Here is a 21926-nt window from a genome sequence, read left to right on the forward strand (position 1 = left end):
CATTATCGCTTTATGATGTCCGGCATGACCAGGGCGACTCCGGGCCGCCGGCTGCCGCTGACCGCGGGCGCGCTGCTGGTGGGCGACACGGTGTACCGGCACACCTCGGTCCGCGGCGACACCCCGCCCGAGCTGCACGCGCTGATCCGCCGGTTCCTGCACGAGCTGCCGGTCGGGTCGCGGGAGCGCTACGCCGGCAACTGCGCCGAGATGGTCCTGGTCTCCGACCGCCTGCACGCGGCCGAGCGGCTGGCCGGTGGCGCGCCGCTGACCCCGGCGGCGGCGCGGGCGCAGCTGTGGGGTGCCCGCCTGTCGCTCGTGCACATCCGCGAGCACGGCGACCCGAAGCACGCGACGGCGGCCGCCCCGTGCCGCACGTGCACCGCGCTCCTGGACTGGCTGGGCATCGAGATGGACGACACCGCCGGACCCGAGGCCGTCGGACCGGACACCGACGGACCGGCAACCGACGGACCGGCAACCGACGGACCGGCAACCGCCGCAGCGATCGGCGGCGAGAGGGCGCAGCGCGCGCGGATGTGGGGGCTGGCGCTCGCCTCCCACGCCTCGCCCGCCGGGCACCAGCACCCGGTCGCGGCGGCGGCGATGGCCGCGTTCACCGAGTTCGGCGGGCAGACGGTCCGAGGCACGGGCGCCGGGGCCGAGGTGGCCGGGGTCGGGATCGTCTTCGACCCGCTGCGCGGGCTGCACGCCGCCTCGACCCTCGCGGAGCTCGGTGCGCTGCTGGGGGCCCGGCTGACGCCGATCGGTGAGCAAGACGACGGGGCCGGGCTGCTCGCCGTCGACGAGCAGGGGCGGGTGTTCGTCGTCGACCACACCGCGGACTGGTACGCCGGCGCCTCCGTCGGCGAGGCGATCGCGACGCTGCTCGAGGGGCGGCGCCCGGCGCGGGTCACCGATGCCGGGGCGTGGGCGTGAGCTGGCGGCCCACGACCGAGGCCGAGGAGGGCATGGCGGCGGCGGCCGGCGCCGGGGACGAGCTCGCGTACCTCAGGGCGCTGTCCGCGGAGGCGCTGTACCTGCCGGTCAGTCCGGCCGCGGCGGCCGGGCGGGAGCCGGTGACGCTGGCGACGTCCCGGGCCGGTGGCGTCACCTACGTGCTCGCCTGGACCTCCGGCAGCGTGCTGCCGCCCGAGATCCCGGCCGTGCGCCGGACCCCCCTCTTCGAGCTCCTGCCGGTGATCGCGCCGCTCGGCTGGGGCATCGCGGTGAACCCGGGGCGGCCGCTGCAGGCGTTCCTGTCGCCGGACGCGATCCGGACGCTGCCGCCGTGGGAGCCCGAGTGGTACCCCCTCGACGACCGGCTGCGGCGGGCCGTCGCCGCCGAGGACCGGGAGGCGTCGATGGCCGCCCTGCTGGAGGCCCACCTGCTCCTGCCGCTGCCGACGGAGGAGGAGCTGACCACCGACGCACCGGGCGGCGGGGAGCCGGGCGACTACTGGACCGCCGTGCGGACCGACCGGATCGTGGCCACCGTCTCCCGCGACATCACCGACCCCGAGTTTCCGTGGTGGCGCACCGAGCGGGCCGACGGGCTGGAGGTCATCCTCGCGTTCACGTCGGTCGCGAGCATGCAGGCCGAGCTCGGCGACCGCGAGTGGATCTCGGTGCCGTTCGTCGACATCGTGGTGGCCTGGCCGCAGGACGGCGGCGCGCTGCGGGTCAACCCGGGCGGCGGCAACGGGATCGAGCTGCCGGCCGAGGCGCTGCGCGCGATGTATCAGCTCGTCCTGGCCGCGCTGCACGAGAAGCACCGGCCCCGCGAGGGTCCCTAGCGCTGCGGCGGGCCGTGGTACTGCTGCTCGACGCTCGTGGGGGACAGCCAGACGTAGCGGTTCGCGCCGCCGCCCATGAGCGCCAGCATCTCCGGGGTCATCTCCTGCAGCAGACCGGCCCCGTTCGCGGGCAGGTTCAGCGCCTGACCGGCCACCGCGGCCTCCTGCGCGTTGAGCGTCTGCAGCATCACCAGGTCACAGCCCTGCAGCGTGTGCGCGTGCTCGGCGCTGAGGCGGCGGATCGCCGTCACCTCGGTGCGCCACGGGCCGAGCTCGGGGCGGGCGCCGAAGGCGGCCTGGCTGACGTCGGTCACGACGAGCAGCGGCTGGCGGGCGGCGGCCGGGGCCCTGGGCGGGCGCGGATCGGTCCACACCACCAGGCGGTCGCTCAGGCCGGTGGCCCACTCGCCGAGGCCCTGCCACGGGCGCGGGTCGCCGGTCAGCACGATGACCCGGGCCCCCAGGGCCAGCGCCCGGAAGACCAGGATCCGCTGCGCCCACAGCCCGGCGACGAGCGTCACCCGGGTCGGCTCGGGCCGGAACAGCCGGATCGGCACCGGCCGGCGCTGGTAGTCGACGCCGAGCATCAGGCCGGTGGCGCCCGTCCCGCCGCGCATCTGCTGCAGGGCCGCCGCGCTCACGTCGTGCCAGTCGATGCGCAGCCGGGACAGGCTCGCGGCGAGCGGCCGGCCGGGCGGGGCGGCGGCGGCCTCGGCGGCCGGCCGGGCGGGGCCTTCCGGGCGGGCGGGCCGGCTCGGTGCCTGCGGCTGGGCGTCGCGCTGCGCCTGCTGCCACGGGAGGTCCGGCGCCGCCGTCCGGGACAGCGAGGTCTCGAGGTCGAACTGCGGCGGCGCGGCGCCCGGGCGCACCTCGGTGGTCACGTGCGATCGGGCCTGCGCGTGGGCCTGGGCCTGCTGGGCGGCGTGCCACTGGGCCAGCTGCGCCGGTGTGGGTGGTGCGGAGGCCGGTGGCTGCGGCTGCGGCTGCGGTTGGTAGTAGCCGAGCTGCTCCGGTGGCGGCGGCTGGGCGCTGTGGGTCATGTCGCACCCCCGCCGGTCGGGGCGCAGGCGTACATCCCCGGGCCGTGCTCGCCGTCGAGCCGGACCAGCTCGGCGTGCGCGGCCGCGGCGGCCTCCTCGACGGCCCGGGCCGCGGGCTCCAGCGCGGCCGGCGCGGCGGACACCCGGACCAGGCCGCGCAGGGCCAGGCCGGCGCCGTCGCGGGTCAGGACCAGCGCCGCCGCCGAGGACGACGACGGCAGCGAGAGCAGGTGCTCCAGCAGCGCGGACGTGTTGTCCAGGCGGGGCCAGGTGCGCAGCCAGAAGACGGTGTGGGCCAGCTCGCCCGCGCGCCAGGCGGTCCACTCCTCCTGCGGCCGCGCCGCCTCGCCGCGCCCAGACGGGTCGAGCTCGCAGGCGCGGGCGACGGCTTCGGTCAGCTCGTCGCCGGTGAGGATGCGGTGCTCGAGGCCGCCGTCGCGCAGCAGCCGGCCGACCTTGCGGATCAGGGAGGCGACGAGGGCCGGGGCGTGCTCGGCGTCGTAGCTGCCGGGCAGGCCGGCCTCGGCCCGGGCGCGGGCGTCGAGCCGGACGGCGACCCAGGTGGTGCGGTCGGCCGGCAGGGCGGAGCCGGGCTGCAGGTGCTGCAGCTCGCGGTAGGAGCGCGCGGCGAACTGGTTGGCGTCGACCTGCGGCCAGGGCGCGGGGACGGTGACCGTGCTGACCTGCACGACCGCGCCGGGGTGCTCGGCCTCGTCCAGGACCCGGGCCAGCAGACCCAGCGGTACCCCCGGCTCCGCATCGCCGCGCAGGGAGTCCGCGCTGCCGAGCAGGGCCGCGGCGTACCAGCCGGCGGCGTCGCACCCGACCCCGATCTTCGGCCCGTCCGCGGTGGCCCCGGCGACCTCCCGGACCTCCAGGCCGGGGGCGAGCGCGCGCAGCATCGCCAGGCGCCGCTCGGCCGGACCGCCGGCATCGGAAGGCGAAGGGCCGGGCCCGGCCCGGCGGCGGCGGTTGTGCTCCCGGCTCAGCGCCCGCCGCTCCAGCCACCAGCGGCCGCGGCTGCGCAGCAGGGCGACCAGGAGGATCAGCAGGCCGGCGAGCGCGGTGACCCCGGCGACGACGGGCCCGTGCGGGACCATGGCGGCGATCACGAGCAGCACGGCCTCGATCAGCACCAGGCGGCCGATGTGGACGCCGCCGAGGTGCCCGCGACGACGTCTGAGCTGCGGCCGGTCGGCGGTTTCGGCGGGGCGCGAGGGCGCCGGCGTCTGTGTCATCAGACCGGCACCCCCCGTAGCATCCGCCGCTCAACCCCGTTGTCCGGGATCGCAGCTTACCTATCCCCATCATCCTCTGTCCGCGCCGATCTTGAAAAATGGCTCATCGCACAAGGTGAGGGTAGGACCGGTTGACGGGGGCACTCGGCCGGTCATGCCAGCGACGAAGAAGAAGGACACGGGGAAGACCTCCAGCCAGCCGTGGCTGCACCAGCAAGGTCGGGAGATCCAGCGATTCGGGCAGATCCGGCAGTTTCCGGTCGCACTGTCCTACGAGGCCCGGCTGTACTCCTGCGAGCGGCTCAACCAGGTCCTCGCCGACACCCAGATCCTCTATGCGCTGTACAAGAAGCACCACTGGCTCATGCGCGGCCCGACCTTCTACCAGCTGCACCTGCTGCTCGACAAGCACGCCGGGGAGCAGTTGGTGCTCGTGGACACCCTGGCCGAGCGGGTGCAGACGCTCGGCGGCATCGCGGTCGGGGACCCGCGGCACGTGGCCGAGCTGACCCGGGTACCGCGGCCGCCGGACGGTGCCGAGGAGGTCCCGGCGATGCTTTCCCGGCTGCTGGAGGCCCACGAGATGATCCTGATCGAGAGCCACGACGCCGCCGCCCGGGTGATGGAGCAGGGCGACGACGGCACCAACGATCTGCTGGTTTCCGACATCATCCGGACCAACGAGCTGCAGGCGTGGTTCCTGGCCGAGCACCTGGTCGACACGCCCCTCATCAAGGCCACGGGTGGGAGCACCGCGGGGGAGGTGAAGGCGGCCGCCAACGGACGACGTTGAGCGGAGGCGCTACCGTGTCGGCGTGACGAGGCATATCGAGTCGCAGCTGGGCGTCGACCTGGGCACCACGCACACGGTCGCCGCACTGACCGCCGCCGACGGTCGTAGCCAGCCGCTGCTGTTCGACGCCAGCTTCCTGCTGCCGTCGTCGGTGTACGCCGAGGTCGACGGGCACCTGCTCGTCGGCAGGGATGCCGAGCGCAGTGCCCGGCTCGACCCGTCCCGCTTCGAGCCCAACCCGAAACGGCGGATCGACGACGGCACCGTGCTGCTGGGCCAGCGCGAGTACGCCGTGTCGGACCTGCTGGCCGCGCTGCTGCGGCGCACCGCCGACGAGGCGTCGCGGGTGCTGGGGATCATGCCGGTGCGCACCGTGCTGACCTACCCGGCCAACTGGGCGACCCACCGCCGCTCGGTGCTCGCCGACGCGGCGGCCCGGGCCGGCATGCCGTCGCCGATCCTGGTGCCGGAGCCGATCGCGGCCGCCGCCTACTTCACCACAGTCCTCGGGCGCAACATCGGCCCCGGCGGCGTGCTGGTGGTGTACGACTTCGGCGGCGGCACGTTCGACACCACGATCCTGCGCCGCCGCCCCGACGGCGGCTGGGACGTGCTGGCCAGCGACGGCCTGCCCGACGTCGGCGGGGTCGACCTCGACGCGGCGATCGTCGGGCACCTGGGCCAGACGCTCACCACGACCGACCCGGACCGCTGGCGGCAGCTGGTGGAGCCGGCCGACGACGCCGCCCGCCGGCGCAACCTGCTGCTGCGCGACGACGTGCGGGCGGCCAAGGAGCAGCTCTCGCGCGCCTCCACCGCGAGCATCCACCTGCCGCTGTTCGAGACGGACATCCACGTCACACGAACCGAATTCGAACAGCTTTCCCGGTCGTACCTCCAGCGCACGGTGGACCTCACCGCCGGCACGCTGCAGCGAGCCGGGGTGCGCACGGACCAGATCGGCGGGCTGTTCCTGGTCGGCGGCTCCAGCCGCATCCCCATGGTGAGCACGCTGCTGCACCAGCGGCTCGGGGTCGCCCCCACGCTCATCGAGCAGCCGGAGCTGGTCGTGGCCCTGGGCAGCGTGCTGGCCGCGATGCCGTCGCGGCCCGCCCCGTTCCCGCAGCCGCCCCCGCCGCCCGGCCCGCGCCCGCCGGTGATGAACGCCCCCGTCTCCGGCCCGATCGGCATGCCCGTCTCGGGCCCGGCGGCACCGGTCTCGGCCCCGCCGCCGATCCCGGTCTCGCCCGCCGCGTTCCAGTCGGCCACCACACCCATGTCCCCGCCGACGAGCGCCCCGCCGAACCCGCACCCGACCGCCGCGTTCGGCGCGCCGCCGCCGATCGCGCCACCGTTCCGGCCGGTCCAGCCGGTGCGCCCGGCCCGCTCGGGGATGAACGCGGGCGTGCTCGTCGCCATCATCCTGGCCTGCGTGCTGCTGCTGGGCGTGGGCGGCGTGGTGGCCTGGAACGCGGTGAGCGACGACAAGCCGGACACCGGCCGGACCGGCAACGCCGGCAGCGGCAACGGGGTGAACGGCGGCAACCGGAGCACGGCGGGCGCCGGGGCCGGTGCGGTCGGCGGGACCAAGGACGCCCGGCCGGGCGCCGAGCAGCAGAGCGCCGACGTGAACAAGACCATCTGGTACGCCCAGTTCAAGATCACCGTCGGCAAGGTCACCTACGACGCCAAGGCGAGCTCGCACCAGCTCTCGGCCGAGATGATCGTGGAGAACCTGGGCACCGACAACGACACGCCATACCTGCCCACGGTGTTCAACGTCGGCGGGCAGCAGTACACGGGCTCGTTCCGGGAGAGCACGACAGTCGCGGCCGGGCAGAAGAGCAACTACAACATGGACTTCAGCATCTACGACCCGCTGAAGGCCAGCATCGCCACCGGCGAGTTCATCTTCGGCGAGGGCGACCGCGAGCAGCCCAAGATCTCGCTGGCCACCGGAGAGGTGAACGCGTACGAGCCGGCCAACCTCGTCAAGGACAAGAAGGTCACGGTGCACGACGTCACCGCGACGTTCACGACGTGCGACGTGCGCGGCGGCTTCTTCGACTACAACGGGCAGGCGAAGAAGGGCTACCGGGTCGTGATGTGCAAGGTCGACATCCAGTACACCGGCAAGTCGAGCCTGTACGTCGGGCAGGAGCACTTCCGCCTCGGCGCGCCCGACGGCACGGAGATCGGGCCGCTCACCGCCCCGAACGAGGCGCTCTCGAGCGGGCAGAACGCGGTAGGCGACGATCTCGCTTTCCAGGTGAAGAAGGACCTGGCCGGGGCGTACAAGCTGCGGGTGGTCGACCTCGGCGATCACAAGGAGCGGCAGGCCGGCGACGTCGCCGAGGTCGACCTCGTGCTGAAGTAGCGCCCGGCGTTACCGGGCGCCGCCGTTGACGTAGAGGGTCTGGCCGGAGACGTACGACGCCTCGTCGCTGGCCAGGAAGGCGATGACGGCGGCGACCTCCTCCGGCTGCCCGACCCGGCGCAGCGGCGTGCGCTCGGCCACCTGGGCCTGGTGCTCCTCGGCGGTGCTGCCGACCCGCTCGGCGGTGGCCGCGGTCATCGGGGTGGCGATGTAGCCGGGCGCGACGGCGTTGACGGTGATGTTGTACGGCCCCAGCTCGATCGCGAGCGTGGCCGTGAGCCCCTGCACGCCCGCCTTCGCCGCGGCGTAGTTGGCCTGGCCGCGGTTGCCCAGGGCCGAGCGGCTGCTGAGGTTGACGATCCGGCCGTAGCGCTGCGGCACCATCACCTTCTGCGCCGCCTGCGTGCACAGGAACATGCTCGTCAGGTTGGTGTCGAGCACCGCCTTCCACTCCTCGAACGGCATCTTGAACAGCAGGTTGTCGCGGGTGATGCCGGCGTTGTTGACCAGGATGTCGATCCGGCCGATCCCGGCGAACACCTCGTCGACCTGCGCCTTGTCGGTGACGTCGCAGGCGGTGACCCCGTCGGCCGCCCGCAGGTCGAGCACGTGGACCGTCGCGCCCTGCTCGCGCAGGAGCGCGGCGGTGGCCGCCCCGATGCCCTGCGCCCCGCCGGTGACGACGGCCGTCCTGTTGGTGAACCGCATTGTCAGACCCTCTCCACGAGTACCGCTGATCCCTGCCCGACACCGACGCACATCGTCGCCAGCCCGCGTACATCTCCCGTGCGCCGCAGCCGGTGCAGCAGCGTCGTGAGGATGCGCGCGCCCGAGCAGCCGAGCGGGTGCCCGATGGCGATCGCCCCGCCGTCCGGGTTGACCAGGTCCGGGTCGAGCCCGAGCTCGTCGGTGCAGGCCAGCACCTGCGCGGCGAACGCCTCGTTGAGCTCGGCCTGCTGCACGTCGCCGACGGCCCAGCCGGCCCGGGCGAGCGCCTTGCGGGTGGCGGGGACCGGGCCGATGCCCATGACGTCGGGGTGCACGCCGGCCGAGGCTCCGGCCACGTACCGGCCGAGCGGCTCCAGGTCCAGCTCCTCCAGGGCTTGTTCGCTGACGAGGAGTACACCCGCTGCACCGTCATTCAAAGGGGAGGCGTTGCCGGCGGTCACGGTGCCGCCCTCGCGGAACACGGGCTTGAGCTTGGCCAGCTTCTCCAGGCTGCTGTCGGCCCGGATGCCCTCGTCGGCGCTCACGCCCTCGACGGGCAGGATTTCGGCGGCGAAGTGCCCGTGCTTCGTGGCCTCGGCGGCCCGCTGGTGGCTGCGCAGCGCGAAGGCGTCCTGGCGCTCCCGGCCGATGCCGTAGCGGGCCGCCACCTCCTCGGCCGTCTCGCCCATGCTCAGCAGGCCGTGCAGCTCCTGCATGCGCGGGTTGACCAGGCGCCACCCGAGCCGCGTGTCGGCGATGGCCATCGCGTGCGGCAGTGCGTCGTCGGGCCGCGGCAGCACGAACGGCGCCCGGCTCATCGACTCCGACCCGCCGGCCACGACGACCTCGGCCTCACCCGCGGCGATGGTGCGCGCGGCGACTGTCACGGCCTCCATCCCCGAGGCGCAGAGTCGGTTGACGGTGGCCCCGGGCACGCTGTCCGGCAACCCCGCCAGCAGCACCGCCATCCGGGCCACGTTGCGGTTGTCCTCGCCGGCCTGGTTGGCCGCGCCCCAGTAGACCTCGTCCACGCGCGCCGGGTCGATCCCCGACACCAGGTCCTTGACCACGGCCGCCGCGAGATCATCGGGCCGGACATGGCTGAGCGCGCCACGGAGCCGTCCGATCGGCGTGCGCCGGGCGGCGGCAAAGTACACGGTTCGCATGCTTAAAACTAACACTGTAAGTCGGGTTTGCTGTACATCCGCCGGCCCGAGCGCCCTGTTCCCGCCCGCCACGAACCAGGACCGACGGCCGCGACCGCCTCACCTGCTATGACGTCTTGGTCCGCGCGGTCAGCAGCGGGAAGCGGTGGTGCCCCTGCACCGCGACGATCTCGATCATGCCGCCGGGCAGGATCGCGCCGACGTAGCGCTCCAGCAGATCCAGGGTGATGTTCGAGGAGCGCTCGATCGCGGCCACGCGCGGCTGGGAGACGCCGATGCGCTCGGCGAGCTCGGCCTGGCTGAGGCCGGCCTGCTCGCGCAGCGCCGTCAGACCGGCGGCCAGCCGCAGCTCTTCCTCGACCGCGGAGACCCGCTCGGCCGCGCCCTCGACCGCCAGGACCCGCTGCTCCCAATCCTTCAGACTCATCGCCGTCTCCTTCGCTGGGCGCCCGCGCTCCCGCCGCGCGGCCGTGCCGGTTGGCTCCGCTGTGCTCCGAGCGTCGCCTGGTGCTCGCTGAACCGTTCATCGGCAAGGGGAATGGCTGTCGCATACAAGCCGGACCAGTTGCCGCGCTTGTCACCGCCGACGAGCAGGATGGCCGACCGTTGCGCGTCGAAGGCGAAGAGCACCCGGATCTCGATCCGGCCGGTCGAGCCCGGCCGGAGCTCCTTCATGTTGGCGTGCCGGCCGCCGTGGATGGCGTCGACAAGTGGCCGGCCCAGCGCGGGGCCGTGGTCCCGGAGAATTCTGACAGCGGCCAGCAGTGCCTCGGCGTCCGACTGGTCCAGGCTCTCCGCCCACTTTTCACACTCGGCATGGAACTCCACCACCCAGCCGCCCGGCGTCACGCCATAACAATAGCGTTATCGCCAGTCCGCGGCAACGCCCGGTCCGGGCTGGGTGGGTTCTGAGCCCTGGACGGCGCGCCAGAGCCAGGCGCCCGAGTTGCGGCGGCTCAGGAGGCCGGTGATGCGGTACGGGAACGGCTCGACGGTGCCGTCCGCGGTGTGCTCGGCGCCGTCGGCCTCGGCGATGATGAAGGCGCCGCCCGGCAGGGTGTGGACGGTGGCGGAGGTGGCCTGCCAGGTGTACGCCGCGGGCCGCGCGAACAGCTCCGCGAGGAGCTCCCGCACGGCCGCACGCCCGGTTGCGCTCTCGCCGGCCTCCGAGCCGACGTACGTGATGTCGTCCTCCGGCACGAAGCAGGCCATGACGCCCTCGAGGTCGCGGGCGAGAAACCCCTCCCCGAGCCGATCCACCATGGCGACAACATCGCTCATGCCGGCACCTCCGCAGGCTCCGGCGCCGGCCTGAGCTCCGAGCTGTGCCTCTGATGAGCGGCCACTCCGCTGCGCTGCGTACCGCTCATGCCGGCACCTCCACCAGCTGTTTCGGGGAGCGCATGCCCGGCAGGTACAGGAACGCGAGGGTCACCACGGCCCCGAGCACGCCGGCGCCGATAAGCGTGTTCTGGATGCCGATGGCGTTCGCGACGGGCGCGGCCATGGCGTAGCTCAGCGGTACCAGCGAGATGGAGATGAACCAGTCGACCGATGAGACCCGACCCATGAGCTCCTCCGGCACGAGCCGCTGCTTCGCCGTCGCCCAGGCGATGGTGCCGGCCGCCTCCAGGCCGTTGACCAGGGCGCACGCGATGGCCAGCGTCCACGACGCCGTGGCCAGGCCGTAGCCCGCCACCGCCAGTGTGGCGAGCGTCCAGCTGCAGTAGATGAACTTCATGTACTCCTTGGGTACTCCGCGCTGGCCGACGATGAGCGCCGCCGCGATGGCGCCGACCCCGCCGCTGGCCAGGATGAGCCCGAGGTCACCCGCGGTGCCGTGCAGTTCGTGCTTGACCACCAGCGGCAGGAGCACCTCGGTGGGGCCGATGAACAGCAGATAGGTGAAGGTGGCGGCGACGAAGGTGCCCCAGAGCCACACGTTGCCCCGCACGTAGTCCATGCCCTCCTTGAGCTCGGTCCACACCGACCCGCCCACGGTTTCCTCCCTCGCCGTCTCCCGCGGGCGCATGAGGACGAGGCAGGCCGCCGAGACCGCGAACGTGGCCGCGTCCACGGCGAAGGCCAGCCCGCTGCCGCCGGCGGCGATGAGCACGCCGCCGAGCGACGGCCCGGCCATCTGCAGGGCGGCCGGCCGGACGAACTGGTCGATTGCGTTGGCCTGGACCAACTCGTCCCCGTCGACGAGGGTGGGCACCAGACCGTCGAACGCCGGGCCGAAGAAGCCCGACGCCGCCCCGTACACCGCGACGAGCGCCACGATGTGCCACACCTGGATCGCGCCGCTGAGGCTGAGCGCGGCGAGGACGGCCAGCACCGCCCCCCGCACCACGTCCATCGCCAGCATGATCTTGCGCCGGTCGAACCGGTCGCTGACCACACCGCCGAACAGCAGGGTGACGACCTGGGGCAGGGTCAGGGCGAACCCGACGACGGACATCGCCGCCGGCGCGTCGGAGAGCCCGTACACCTGCCAGGCCATGGCGACGAGGAGGATCCCGTCGCCGATGAGCGAGCCGCTCATCCCGGTCCAGAGCAGCCGGAAGTCCCGGTTGCGCAGGGGGATCAGCAGGCCCGGCGGTTGCCGCCGGGCCCGGTGCCGCGCCTGGAAGGCGTGCTCGCTCAAGCCGCTCTCCCGAGGGTGTTCACGTCCGTCCGCAGGAGTCGGCCGGCCCCGGCCAGCTGGGTCAGCACGCCGTTGAGCTGGTCGATCTCCGCGTCGGTGTTGGCCGCGGTGACCTGGACGCGGAACCCGACCTGGTCGCGCGGGACCAGCGGGTAGGCGGCCAGGGTCACGTACGTCTCGTGGTCCCACAGGTACTGCCCGACCGCGGCGATGTCCTCACCCGGCGCGAGCGGCAGCTCGATGATCGGGGTGGTGCCGGTGTTCGGGGTGTGGACGCCGAGGCTGCGGACGTGGTCGAGCACGCGCATCGTCTTGCGGTACAGCTCGGCCCGGATCTCGTCGCCGCGCTTCTCGTTGACGTCGAGGCCGGCCATGACCGTGGCCAGCGACGCCGTGGGGGAGGGGCCGGAGTAGAGGTACGGCGGGGCGGCGACCTTGAGGTGGTTCTTGAGCCACGTCGGCAGGGCCAGGAACGCCATCAGCGACGAGTACGACTTCGAGAAGCCGCCGACGAGCACGATGTTGTCGTAGGTCTCGCCCGCATACTTCACGATCGCGTTGCCGCGCGAGCCGTAGGGCGAGGTCTCGTCCTCCCGGCGCTCACCGATGACGCCGAAGCCGTGGGCCTCATCGACGTACAGCAGCGCGTCGTACTGCCGCGCGACCTCGGCGAAGCGGGCCAGGTCGGGCGCGAGGCCGGTCATGCTGTTCACGCCGTCCATCGCGATGAGCTTGGCCTTGCCGGCCGGGGCCTCGGCGAGCAGCTCGGCCAGGTGCTCGGGGTCGTTGGCCCGGAAGCGCTTCACGGTGGCGCCGAGGCCCTTGGCGTACATGCAGCCGTCGTAGATGGTCTTGTGCGACTGCGCGTCCAGGAAGATCGTGCCGTCGCCGGCCAGGATCGGGATCACCGACATGTGGATGTGCGTGATCGTCGGCAGCAGCAGCGTGTCGGGGGCGCCGAGCAGCTCGGTGAGCCGCTCCTCGATGTCGATGTACGGCCGGGAGTTGCCCAGCAGCCGCGACCAGCTGGGGTGCGTGCCCCAGGTGCGGATGTACGGGTCGACGGCGTCCATGATCTCCGGCTCGAGGTCGAAGCCGAGGTAGTTGCACGAGGCCCAGTCGGTCAGCCAGTGACTGCCCACCCGGATCCGACGGCCGTCGATCTCCTCGACGACGGCGTCGTACATCGGGCTGGTCGTGCGCAGGCGCTCCAGGTCGTCCCAGCGCCCGTCCTTGCGGACGTAGGTGCCCTGGGTGCCCTGGTTGCTGTGCAGCGGGTGGACGGTCATGCGGGTCTACCTTCCTTGGTGGATGAAATCCTCGTTGCGGAGCCGGGATTGTCCGGACGCGGTCACGCCATCGCGGCGAATGGCGCGGTCTTGGGGATGAGCGCGAACGCGTCGGGCTCACTCAGGGGTTTGGCGAACAGGTAGCCCTGGCCGTACGGGCAGCCGATCTCGTGCAGCGCCTCGCGCTGGCCCGGCTGCTCGACGCCCTCGGCGACGACCGAGAGGTTGAACGTCTGCGCGAGCTGCACGATCGCGGTCACGACCGCCCGCTGCTGGGCCGAGGACAGCATGTCGTCGATGAACGACTTGTCGATCTTCAGCACGTCGATCGGCATATGCTGCAGGTACGACAGCGACGAGTAGCCGGTGCCGAAGTCGTCGATGGCGAGCCGGATGCCCATCGCCCGCAGCGCGTCGAGGTCGGCCCGGACCGTGTCGTCGTTGCGCAGCAGCAGGCTCTCGGTGATCTCCAGCAGCAGCGTGCCGGGCTCCACGCCGGAGGCGCGCAGCATCTGGCGCACCTCTTCGACGAAGCCGGGTGTGCGGAACTGGCGGGCCGAGACGTTGACGCTGATGTAGCGCAGCGCGCCGGGCGCGGTCGAGCGCTGCCAGCGGCCGGCCGTGTTCAGGGCCTGCTGCAGGACCATCCGCCCCATCGGCACGATGAGCCCGCTCTCCTCGGCCACCTCGATGAAGTGGCCCGGCGCGATCATGCCCCGGGTCGGGTGGTTCCAGCGCACGAGCGCCTCGAAGCCCAGCGGGACGCCTGTCTCAAGATCGACGATTGGCTGGTACTGCAGCACGAACTGACTTTCCTTGACCGCCTGGTCGAGCGCGGCGCGCAGCTCCAGGCGCTCCAGCACCGCCGTGTGCAGGTCCGACTGGTACCGCCGCCACTGCCCCTTGCCCGCGCCCTTCGCCACGTACAGCGCCAGGTCGGCCTGGCGCAGCAGCTCCTCGGCGGAGTTCGCGTCGATCGTGGTGGACAGCCCGATGCTGCTGATGCCGTTCACCGACTCGCCGGCCACGGCGAACGGCTCCGCGAGGGCGAGGTTGATGCGCTCGGCGGCCAGCTCGAGGTCGGCGATGGAGTCGGCCTCGATGAGCGCGGCGAACTCGTCGCCGCCGAGGCGGGCCACGGTGTCGCTCGGGCGCAGCTCGCCGGTGATCCGCTTGCCGACGGCCTTGAGCAGCTCGTCGCCGATGCCGTGGCCGAGCGTGTCGTTGACGATCTTGAAGTCGTCGAGGTCGATGAACAGGACGCCGACGAGCGAGCCGTCGCGCTGGCCGCGGAAGACGGCCTGCTCGACCCGGTCGCCGAAGAGGACCCGGTTGGCCAGCCCGGTGAGCGCGTCGTGGAACGCCTGGCGGATCAGCTGCTCCTCCATGCGCCGGCGCTCGGTCACGTCCCGCACGGTCAGCACCAGGCCGCCGACGGTGGTGTCGGCCCGCAGGTCGCGGCAGTCGATCTCGACGAGCAGCCCGGAGCCGTCGACCCGCTCGGCCCGCACGTCCATCACGTCGTGGGCGTGCAGGCCGGCCCGGACCTGGCCGAGCAGCTCGGCCAGGCGGGCGCGCTCGTCGCGGGCCAGGAACTCCCACAGCTCGTAGCCGGCGATGCGCTCGTCGCCGAAGACCGTGCCGGCCGCCGGGCTGGCGTACTGGATGACGTCGTTGTCGTCGATGATCAGGATGACGTCGGACGTGTTGTGGATCAGGGTGCGGAAGTACGCCTCGCTGCTGCGCCGGTTCACCTCGGCGGCCAGCGTGATGCGCTCCAGCGCCATGGCGGCCTGCCCGGCGAGCACGTCGAACGTCGGCTGCAGCAGCTGCAGGGTCTCCGTCGGGGCGGCCAGGTACAGGGTGTCGTCGGTGGCGGCCAGCGGGTGGCGCAGGGTCGAGCTGAACTCGCGCAGCCGGGCCCGCACGTCCGGGGCGAGCCCGGAGACGCGCACCAGGCCCGGCGCCGGCAGCTCCTCCTCGTCACCGACCCGCACGAGCGCGACGACGTGCGGGGTGTCGGCCGGAAGCAGGCGCTCCAGCGTGGTCTGCACGGCGGCCAGGGCCTCGCCGGTGTCGGCCGCGGCCACGAGCGTGGTGGTGACCTCGCGCAGTTCGCGCTCGCGGGCCAGGGACTGGCGGTGGTTGCCCATCACGCCGGCCAGCCGGGTCAGCACGAGCGCGAACATGACGCCCGAGGCGGCGGCGATGACCGCCGCGTCGCGGACGGTCTCGAGGCTCGCCTCGATCAGCAGGACGCCGGGCGCGATGAGCGAGGCGAGGCCGAGCAGGACGATACGGCGCCCGTCCAGGTCCGTGGCGGCCGAGCGGGTCGGCTCCGTCATCGCGACCATCGACGGGTGCAGCGCGGCCGCGGCCCAGGCCGAGTAGCACAGCACCCAGCCGAGGTCGGTGGGGCCGCCGACGTGCCAGGAGCCGTTGAGCTGGATGAGGCCGTAGACGACGTCGGCGGCCAGCAGGCCGGCGGTGCCGAGACCGAGGAGGTTGATGGTGCCGTTGCGCCGCACGCCGCCGGTGAGCAGGCGGACGAAGACGGCAAGCGTCAGCACGTCGCCCAGCGGGTACGCGATCGAGACCAGCTTCTGCAGCAGCGTCAGCTCGGTGCTGCGCACATACGGGTCGATCAGGAAGATCCAGGACAGCAGGGCCAGCCCGATGGTGAAGGTGGCCGCGTCGATGAGGCTGTCGCGGTTGCTGCGCCCGGTGCGGGAGCGGATGAAGCCGAGCAGGCCCCCGGCGAGCAGGGGGTACATCGCCAGGTACAGCACGTCGCTTATCGACGGGAACGGGTTGTCGACCGCGAACACGTCGGTGAGCAGGTTGTACAGGAAGTCCCCGGCACCGAAGCAGGCCAGCGCGGCGGCCAGCAGCAGCCACGGCCAGCGCCGGCTCGGCCGGTGCACCAGGACACCCACGACGACCCCGGCCACGCTTGACAGGCCGATCGCGCCCCACCAGAGCATGTGCTGATCGGGCCACAGGTAGAACGCGACGGTGAGCAGCCCCATCCAGACCGCGAACCAGGCGCTGAGCCTGTTCTTCAGCACGTGTTCCGCCTCCTCGCCGCTCACCGGATTTCGACCTTTGCGAAATCCCTGATCGGTCAGGCGGCGGGAGTCTGAAGTGGGAACCGGGTGCGTCTAGGGTCGGCCGAGTTGCCGAAGGGTTCCCCCAATCGGAGGACGTCCCGTATTCGCATCATCACAGCGCGTACTGTGGGGTGCGCAGCAGCCGACATATCACGCAGACAGCCACAGTGTTCAGCGGCGAGCGGGCCGCCGGGCCGCGCTCAGCGTGAGGCCCGGCGCGGCGTGTTTCGGCTCGGGCCCGGTCTCGTGGTGGTGCTGCGGCTCGGCGTAGAGGCTCAGCCCGATCACGCCGGCCAGGGTCACGACGAAGCCGACGGCCACCAGCCACTCGCGGCCCGGCCACACGCCGTCGCCGAGGAACACCAGCCCCACCAGCGCTGCCGGCACCGCCCCGGCGGCGTCCATGGCGGCCACCGCGGCCGTCGTCGAGCCGCGCTGCATGGCCAGGCCGAGCAGCAGCTGGCCGACGAGCGAGTGGGCGATCAGCAGGTACGACAGCGGGTCGGTGGCGAACTGGCCGAACGAGTCGGCCGAGGCCAGCGGGCGGGAGGCGACGGCGGCGGCACCGAAGGCCACCCCGGACAGGGAGCCCAGCACGACCGAGCCGGGCGACCCGCGCAGCCGGCCCGCGAAGAAGCCCAGCACGGCCAGCGCGCCGAGGACCGCCACCAGGCCGATCACGCCGCCGGTGCCGAGCTGGCGCGACGGTGCCGGCTTGGCCGCCACGACCAGGGCGGCGATACCCACGATCAGGGCCAGCAGCAGGGCGACCTCGGCCCGCGGCAGCTTCCACTTGAGGATGAGCACGCCCAGGATCGTCGTCACGCCCAAGCCGGCCGCCATCGCCGACTGGACGAGGAAGAGGGGCAGGTCGCGGCGGGCGAAGAAGGCGAGCGCGAACCCGGCGCACTGGCAGGCCACGCCGACCAGGTAGGACTTGTGCCGGCCCAGGCGCAGCAGCAGCATCGGCTGGAAGCCGTGGTGCAGGTCGGTGCGGGCGGCGGCTACGGACTGCAGCAGGTTGGCCACGCCATAGGCGGCGATCATCGCCCCGAGGAAGAGCCAACTCCAAGATGCCACCCGGGCAGGATAGACCCCGCGCGGGTGCTGGGCATACGGACCTTTGGGTTCAGCCGGACAATCCGGACAGTCGGGTACTGCCCAAACGGGTGAGCACGTCCTCGTGGAGCAGGCCGTTCGTGGCCACGGCGCTGCCGCCGCCCGGCCCCGGCGTGCCCTGCAGGTCGGTGAACGTGCCGCCGGCCTCGGTGACGATCGGCACCAGCGCGGCCAGGTCCCACAGCGACAGCTCCGGCTCCACCATGATGTCCACGGCGCCCTCGGCCAGCAGCATGTACCCGTAGAAGTCCCCGTACGCCCGCTGCCGCCACGTCCGTCGGCTGATGTCCAGGATCGCGCCCAGCCGCCCGGCCTCCTCCCAGCCGCCGAGCGAGGAGTAGCAGAACGACGCGTCGGCGAGCCGGTTCACGCTCGACACCCGGATCGGCGTCGCGGCGGCGGTGTGCCGCCCGGCGTACGCCCCGTGGCCGACCGCACCCCACCAGCGCCGCCCGAGGGCCGGCGCCGAGACCAGGCCGACGACCGGCTGGTCGCCCTCCATGAGCGCGATGAGGGTGGCCCAGATCGGCACCCCGCGCACGAAGTTCTTGGTGCCGTCGATCGGGTCGATGACCCACTGGCGGCTTCCGGGGCCCGCGGCGGCCTCGGTCGCGCCGTACTCCTCGCCGAGCACGCCGTCGCGCGGGCGGGCCCGGCCGAGGGTGGCCCGCAGCGCCTTTTCCACCGCGGTGTCCGCATCGGTCACCGGCGTGAGGTCGGGCTTCTCGGAGACGTGGAGATCCTGGGCACGGAAGCGCGGCACGGCGATCGCGTCCGCGGTGTCGGCGAGAAGATGAGCGAGGGCCAGATCGTCCGCGTAGCGAGCCATGCGCGGAAACTTAGCCGACGATCGCCACCTTCTGGCAGTACTGTCGCCGTTTGTGACGCCCACAGCCCTCTGCGGTCTGCTCGCCGAGTCCGACCGCCTTCAGGTGTTCGCGGCGGTTGTCCTGGGCGCGAGCACGCCCAGCGCCGTCGAGTCGGCCACCGGCCTGCCCGCCCGCGTCGTCGAGCCGGCGATCCGGCGGCTGCAGCAGGGCGGTCTGCTCACCGTCGCCGACGGCGCGCTCGCCGCATCGGCCGGCACCTTCAAGGAGGCGGTGCGCGCGTCCGCCACCCCGGCCGGGCCCCAGCCGCAGCTGGACCCGGACCGGCAGCGCGACCTCATCCTGCGCACGTTCATCACCGACGGCCGGCTGGCCCAGATCCCGGCCGCCCAGGCCAAGCGCCTGGTCGTGCTCGAGCACATCGTGTCGTCGTTCGAGCCCGGGGTCCGCTACCCCGAGCGCGAGATCGACGCGATCCTGCGGGCCTGGCACGACGACCATGCGGCGCTGCGGCGCTACCTCGTGGACGCCGGCCTGCTCTCCCGGGACAGCAACGTGTACTGGCGCTCAGGCGGCCCCGTCGTCGTCTGACGGCGTCCCCTCCTTGGAGGCCAGCAGCCGGCGGAACGAGGCCAGCCGGCGCGCGTCGGCGCCGCCCTCGGCCACCAGCTTGTCCAGCCCGCAGTCGCCGGCCGTGCCCGTGTGGTCGCAGTTGGGTGGACAGCGCGTCGACGCCTCCACGAGGTCGGGGAAGCCGTGCAGCAGGCTGTCGGCCGACACGTGGGCCAGGCCGAAGGAGCGAATGCCGGGCGTGTCGATGATCCAGCCCGGCGCCGCCCCCGCCTCGCCCGGCAGCCGCAGCGCCAGCGCACTCGTCGACGTGTGCCGGCCCTTGCCGATCGCGCTGACCGAGCCCACCGCGCGGTCGGTACCGGGCACCAGCCGGTTGACGAGCGTGGACTTGCCGACCCCGGAGTGCCCGATCATCACCGAGACCCGGCCGGCGAGCTCGGCGACGAGGGTGTCGAGCGGCCGGTCGGGGTAGCACAGCACATATGGCAGGTCGAGCTCGGCGTAGTAGTCGAGCACGGCGTCCGGCGTCGCCAGGTCGCCCTTGGTCAGGCACAGCAGCGGGTCGATCTCGGCGTCGTACGCCGCGACCAGGCACCTGTCGATGAACCCGGTCCGCGGCGGCGGGTCCTGCAGCGAGTTGACGATGACGAGCTGCTCGGCGTTGGCCACCACCACGCGCTCGAAGCGGCCCTCGGTGCCGCCCTCCTCGTCGTCGGCGGTACGCATCAGCACGGACGTGCGCTCGTCGATGCGCACGATGCGGGCGAGGGTGTCGGGGCGGCCGCTCACGTCGCCGACGATCTGGACGTGGTCGCCGACCACGACACCGCGCCGGCCCAGCTCGCGGGCCCGCATGGCGGTCACCGTCGCGTCCGTCTCCGAGACGTGGCAGGTGTACCGCCCCCGGTCGACGGCCACGACGAGCCCCTCGACGGCGTCGTCGTGCTTCGGGCGCTGGCGCGTGCGAGGGCGCGAGGACCGGCTCGGGCGCACCCGGACGTCATCCTCGTCGTACTCGCGCTTGCGACTCAGCCGACCCTCCCTCGTAGCTCGACACCATCGTCGACCATAGCCGGGGGAAGTCGGGCAGCGTCTTCGCGGTACATGCCACATCGTCCAGACGGAGTCCCGGAACGGCCAGCCCCAGCACCGCACCGGCGTGCGCGAGGCGCCGATCGCCGTGCGTGCGCAGCGTCGCGCCCCTCAGGGGCCGGGGGCGGATGTGCAGTACCCCACCCTCAAGAGTGATGTCGGCACCCAGGGCGGTAAGCGCCGCCGCCAGCCGGGCCAGGTGCTCGGGCGGCTCCGGGCTGCGCAGCCGCGACGGCGAGCCGGCCAGGGCGGCCACGGCGGCCAGCACCGCCGTCACGTCGGCCAGTCCGGTGAGGTCGGCGGTGATCCCGCGCACCGTCCCCGGGCCGCGCACCACCAGGCCGCCCGAGGTCACCATTGGCTCGCCACCCAGCTGGCGCAGCACGTCCAGCAGGTGCCGGGTCGGCTGCCCGGTCGCGACCGGCCAGCCCTGGACCGTCACCGTGCCGCCGGCGACGAGGGCGGCGGCCAGGAAGGGCGCGGCGCAGGCCAGGTCCGGCTCGATCGCCCACGCGCGGCCCTTGAGCCGGCCGGGCTCGACCGCCCACACGTCCGGGCGGGTGTCGTCGATGCCGGCGCCGGCCGCCCGCAGCATCTGCACGGTCAGGGCCAGGTGCGGCTTGCGGACCGGGGGGCCGACGTGGCGGACCACCACCCCGCGGTCGTAGCCGGCCGCCGACAGCAGCAGCCCGGAGACGAGCTGGCTGGAGGTGGAGGCGTCGATCGTCACCGGCCCGCCGTCGATGCGCCCGTGGCCGTGGACGGTGAACGGCAGCCCGTTGTCGGCGTCGATCCGCGCGCCGAGGGTCCGCAGCGCGCCGATCAGCGGGGCCATCGGCCGGCGCCGGGCGGCGGGCTGCCCGTCGAACGCGACAGCGCCGGTGGCCAGGCCCGCGACCGCCGGCAGGAAGCGCAGCACCGTGCCGGCCAGGCCGACGTCGACGCGGGCCGGCCCGGCCAGCGGGCGCGGCCGCAGCAGCCACAGGTTGTCGTCGGCGGTCGACACGTGGCAGCCCATCGCGCGCAGGCCGGCCGCCATCAGCTCGGTGTCCCGGGCCCGCAGCGGCCCGCGCAGCGTGGTGGAGCCGGTCGAGACCGCGCCCAGCACCAGCGCCCGGGCCGTCATCGACTTGGAGCCCGGCAGGCGCAGGCTCGCGTCGAGCGGGCCGGCGGTGCTCGGGGCGGGCCACGGTAAGTGCGTATCCACGCGCTCAGTGTGAGGTCCACATCGATACGGAGCGAGCGCGGGGCTTTAGGCTTGGCCCATGTGTGGCCGATACGCGACCTCGCGCAGCAACGTCGACCTCAGCGCCCTGTTCGAGGCGGCCGACGAGACGGACGGGCTGGAGCCCGACTACAACGTGGCGCCGACGGACCCCGCGCCGGTGGTGCGGGTCTCGCAGTCGGGCGGCGGCCGGGTGCTCGAATCCGCCCGCTGGGGCCTCGTGCCGTCGTGGGCGAAGGACCCGAAGGTCGGGGCCCGCATGATCAACGCCCGGGTGGAAACCGTCACGTCCTCGAACGCGTTCGCTCAATCATTCGCCAAGCGTCGATGCCTGGTGCCGGCCGACGGCTGGTACGAGTGGGTCCGCGGAGAAGACGGAAAAACGAAGCAGCCGTACTTCATGACGCTCGGCGACAGCGAGCCGTGCGTATTCGCGGGCCTGTGGACCGTGTGGGGCAAAGGCGACGCCCGGCTGCTCACGTGCAGCATCATCACCACGCCGGCCGTCGATGACCTGGCGCTCATCCACGACCGCATGCCGTTGCTGTTGCCGGCGCAGCGATGGGACGCGTGGCTGTCCGCCGAACCGGACGCCAGCCTCCTGTTACCGACGCCATCGTCGCATGTCGCACGGCTCGAACTACGCCCCGTAGGCGCTCGCGTCGGTGATGTACGCAACGACGGCCCTGACTTGGTCGCGAAAGTTCCGGCGCCCGCGCTGCGTTCCGTCGATGTCGAGCCGATCGATCTGACCCTTTTTTAGGCTGAAAGTCCAGATAAAAATCGAGAAGCTTTTGCAAATTGGCGGAACACTCTTGAATTTGCCGGCGCTGGTGCGATACAACACAGCGCCGGTGGGTCTATGTCGGATGGGGGCATCCCGACATCTATCCACTTTGCGTTCGTTTGACCCACGGGGGAGGTGG

Annotated in this window: 20 protein-coding genes; 6 read left to right on the plus strand and 14 right to left on the minus strand. The window is 72.8% G+C overall.

The annotated features are described in order from the left end of the window. The first annotated feature begins 24 nt into the window (after positions 1-24). On the plus strand, positions 25-939 hold the full coding sequence (locus tag Dvina_RS06280) for an SUKH-3 domain-containing protein (protein WP_223101399.1): 915 nt from the start codon (positions 25-27) through the stop codon (positions 937-939). After that, positions 936-1796 (plus strand): SseB family protein, encoded by an 861-nt coding sequence (locus tag Dvina_RS06285; RefSeq protein ID WP_223101400.1) that lies wholly within the window; start codon positions 936-938, stop codon positions 1794-1796. The genes Dvina_RS06280 and Dvina_RS06285 overlap by 4 nt, the downstream gene beginning before the upstream one ends. On the opposite strand, the gene Dvina_RS06290 is transcribed toward Dvina_RS06285, so the two are convergent. Both Dvina_RS06290 and Dvina_RS06295 read right to left on the minus strand, forming a co-directional pair. Continuing rightward, on the minus strand, positions 1793-2836 hold the full coding sequence (locus Dvina_RS06290; RefSeq protein ID WP_223101401.1) for a hypothetical protein: 1044 nt from the start codon (positions 2834-2836) through the stop codon (positions 1793-1795). The genes Dvina_RS06285 and Dvina_RS06290 overlap by 4 nt on opposite strands. Beyond that, a complete protein-coding gene (locus Dvina_RS06295; RefSeq protein ID WP_223101402.1) occupies positions 2833-4074 on the minus strand; it encodes a type VII secretion protein EccE in 1242 nt (413 codons plus the stop codon). Before Dvina_RS06295 ends, Dvina_RS06290 begins: the two co-directional genes overlap by 4 nt. Before the next feature lie 154 nt (positions 4075-4228). Between Dvina_RS06295 and Dvina_RS06300 the strand changes: the two genes are divergently transcribed. Together Dvina_RS06300 and Dvina_RS06305 are read left to right on the plus strand one after the other, a co-directional pair. Continuing rightward, positions 4229-4867, plus strand: a complete 639-nt coding sequence (locus Dvina_RS06300; RefSeq protein ID WP_223101403.1) for a Dps family protein — start codon at positions 4229-4231, stop codon at positions 4865-4867. A 22-nt stretch (positions 4868-4889) separates the two neighbouring features. Further along, positions 4890-7244 (plus strand): Hsp70 family protein, encoded by a 2355-nt coding sequence (locus Dvina_RS06305; protein ID WP_223101404.1) that lies wholly within the window; start codon positions 4890-4892, stop codon positions 7242-7244. 9 nt (positions 7245-7253) lie between these two features. On the opposite strand, the gene fabG is transcribed toward Dvina_RS06305, so the two are convergent. The 10 genes from fabG to hisN all read right to left on the minus strand — a co-directional run bounded on the left by fabG (position 7254) and on the right by hisN (position 18112). After that, positions 7254-7952, minus strand: coding sequence for a 3-oxoacyl-ACP reductase FabG (gene fabG / locus Dvina_RS06310; protein WP_223101405.1), 699 nt, complete (start codon positions 7950-7952; stop codon positions 7254-7256). A gap of 2 nt (positions 7953-7954) precedes the next feature. After that, on the minus strand, positions 7955-9118 hold the full coding sequence (locus Dvina_RS06315; protein ID WP_223101406.1) for a thiolase family protein: 1164 nt from the start codon (positions 9116-9118) through the stop codon (positions 7955-7957). A gap of 106 nt (positions 9119-9224) precedes the next feature. Next, positions 9225-9545: a helix-turn-helix domain-containing protein gene (locus Dvina_RS06320; protein ID WP_223101407.1), complete on the minus strand. Its 321-nt coding sequence runs from the start codon at positions 9543-9545 to the stop codon at positions 9225-9227. Continuing rightward, positions 9542-9967, minus strand: a complete 426-nt coding sequence (locus Dvina_RS06325; RefSeq protein WP_223101408.1) for a type II toxin-antitoxin system RelE/ParE family toxin — start codon at positions 9965-9967, stop codon at positions 9542-9544. The genes Dvina_RS06320 and Dvina_RS06325 overlap by 4 nt, the downstream gene beginning before the upstream one ends. Positions 9968-9982: 15 nt before the next feature. After that, positions 9983-10399: a YybH family protein gene (locus Dvina_RS06330; protein ID WP_223101409.1), complete on the minus strand. Its 417-nt coding sequence runs from the start codon at positions 10397-10399 to the stop codon at positions 9983-9985. Positions 10400-10484: 85 nt separating this feature from the next. Next, on the minus strand, positions 10485-11765 hold the full coding sequence (locus Dvina_RS06335) for an MFS transporter (protein WP_223101410.1): 1281 nt from the start codon (positions 11763-11765) through the stop codon (positions 10485-10487). Continuing rightward, positions 11762-13054, minus strand: a complete 1293-nt coding sequence (locus Dvina_RS06340) for an aminotransferase class I/II-fold pyridoxal phosphate-dependent enzyme (protein WP_223101411.1) — start codon at positions 13052-13054, stop codon at positions 11762-11764. The genes Dvina_RS06335 and Dvina_RS06340 overlap by 4 nt, the downstream gene beginning before the upstream one ends. Positions 13055-13116: 62 nt before the next feature. Next, positions 13117-16146, minus strand: coding sequence for a putative bifunctional diguanylate cyclase/phosphodiesterase (locus Dvina_RS06345; protein WP_343217150.1), 3030 nt, complete (start codon positions 16144-16146; stop codon positions 13117-13119). Between the two features lie 189 nt (positions 16147-16335). Next, positions 16336-17211, minus strand: coding sequence for a hypothetical protein (locus Dvina_RS06350; RefSeq protein WP_223105363.1), 876 nt, complete (start codon positions 17209-17211; stop codon positions 16336-16338). Between the two features lie 82 nt (positions 17212-17293). Next, complete coding sequence (gene hisN / locus Dvina_RS06355) at positions 17294-18112, minus strand: histidinol-phosphatase (protein ID WP_223101412.1); 819 nt, start codon at positions 18110-18112, stop codon at positions 17294-17296. A gap of 52 nt (positions 18113-18164) precedes the next feature. On the opposite strand from hisN, the gene Dvina_RS06360 reads away from it, so the two are divergent. Then, positions 18165-18701 carry a DUF2087 domain-containing protein gene (locus Dvina_RS06360; RefSeq protein ID WP_246656066.1) on the plus strand — a complete coding sequence of 179 codons (537 nt, stop codon included), beginning with the start codon at positions 18165-18167 and terminating at the stop codon, positions 18699-18701. Here the strand turns inward: Dvina_RS06360 and rsgA are convergent. After that, complete coding sequence (gene rsgA / locus Dvina_RS06365) at positions 18678-19676, minus strand: ribosome small subunit-dependent GTPase A (RefSeq protein WP_246656067.1); 999 nt, start codon at positions 19674-19676, stop codon at positions 18678-18680. The genes Dvina_RS06360 and rsgA overlap by 24 nt on opposite strands. Before the next feature lie 7 nt (positions 19677-19683). Further along, complete coding sequence (locus Dvina_RS06370; RefSeq protein WP_246656068.1) at positions 19684-20982, minus strand: 3-phosphoshikimate 1-carboxyvinyltransferase; 1299 nt, start codon at positions 20980-20982, stop codon at positions 19684-19686. 58 nt (positions 20983-21040) lie between these two features. Between Dvina_RS06370 and Dvina_RS06375 the strand changes: the two genes are divergently transcribed. Next, entirely contained in the window at positions 21041-21763 is a 723-nt protein-coding gene (locus tag Dvina_RS06375) for an SOS response-associated peptidase (RefSeq protein ID WP_223101415.1), read from the plus strand. Positions 21764-21926 lie beyond the last annotated feature (163 nt).

This window comes from Dactylosporangium vinaceum, assembly GCF_019904175.1.
In the GTDB taxonomy this organism is placed as follows: domain Bacteria; phylum Actinomycetota; class Actinomycetes; order Mycobacteriales; family Micromonosporaceae; genus Dactylosporangium; species Dactylosporangium vinaceum.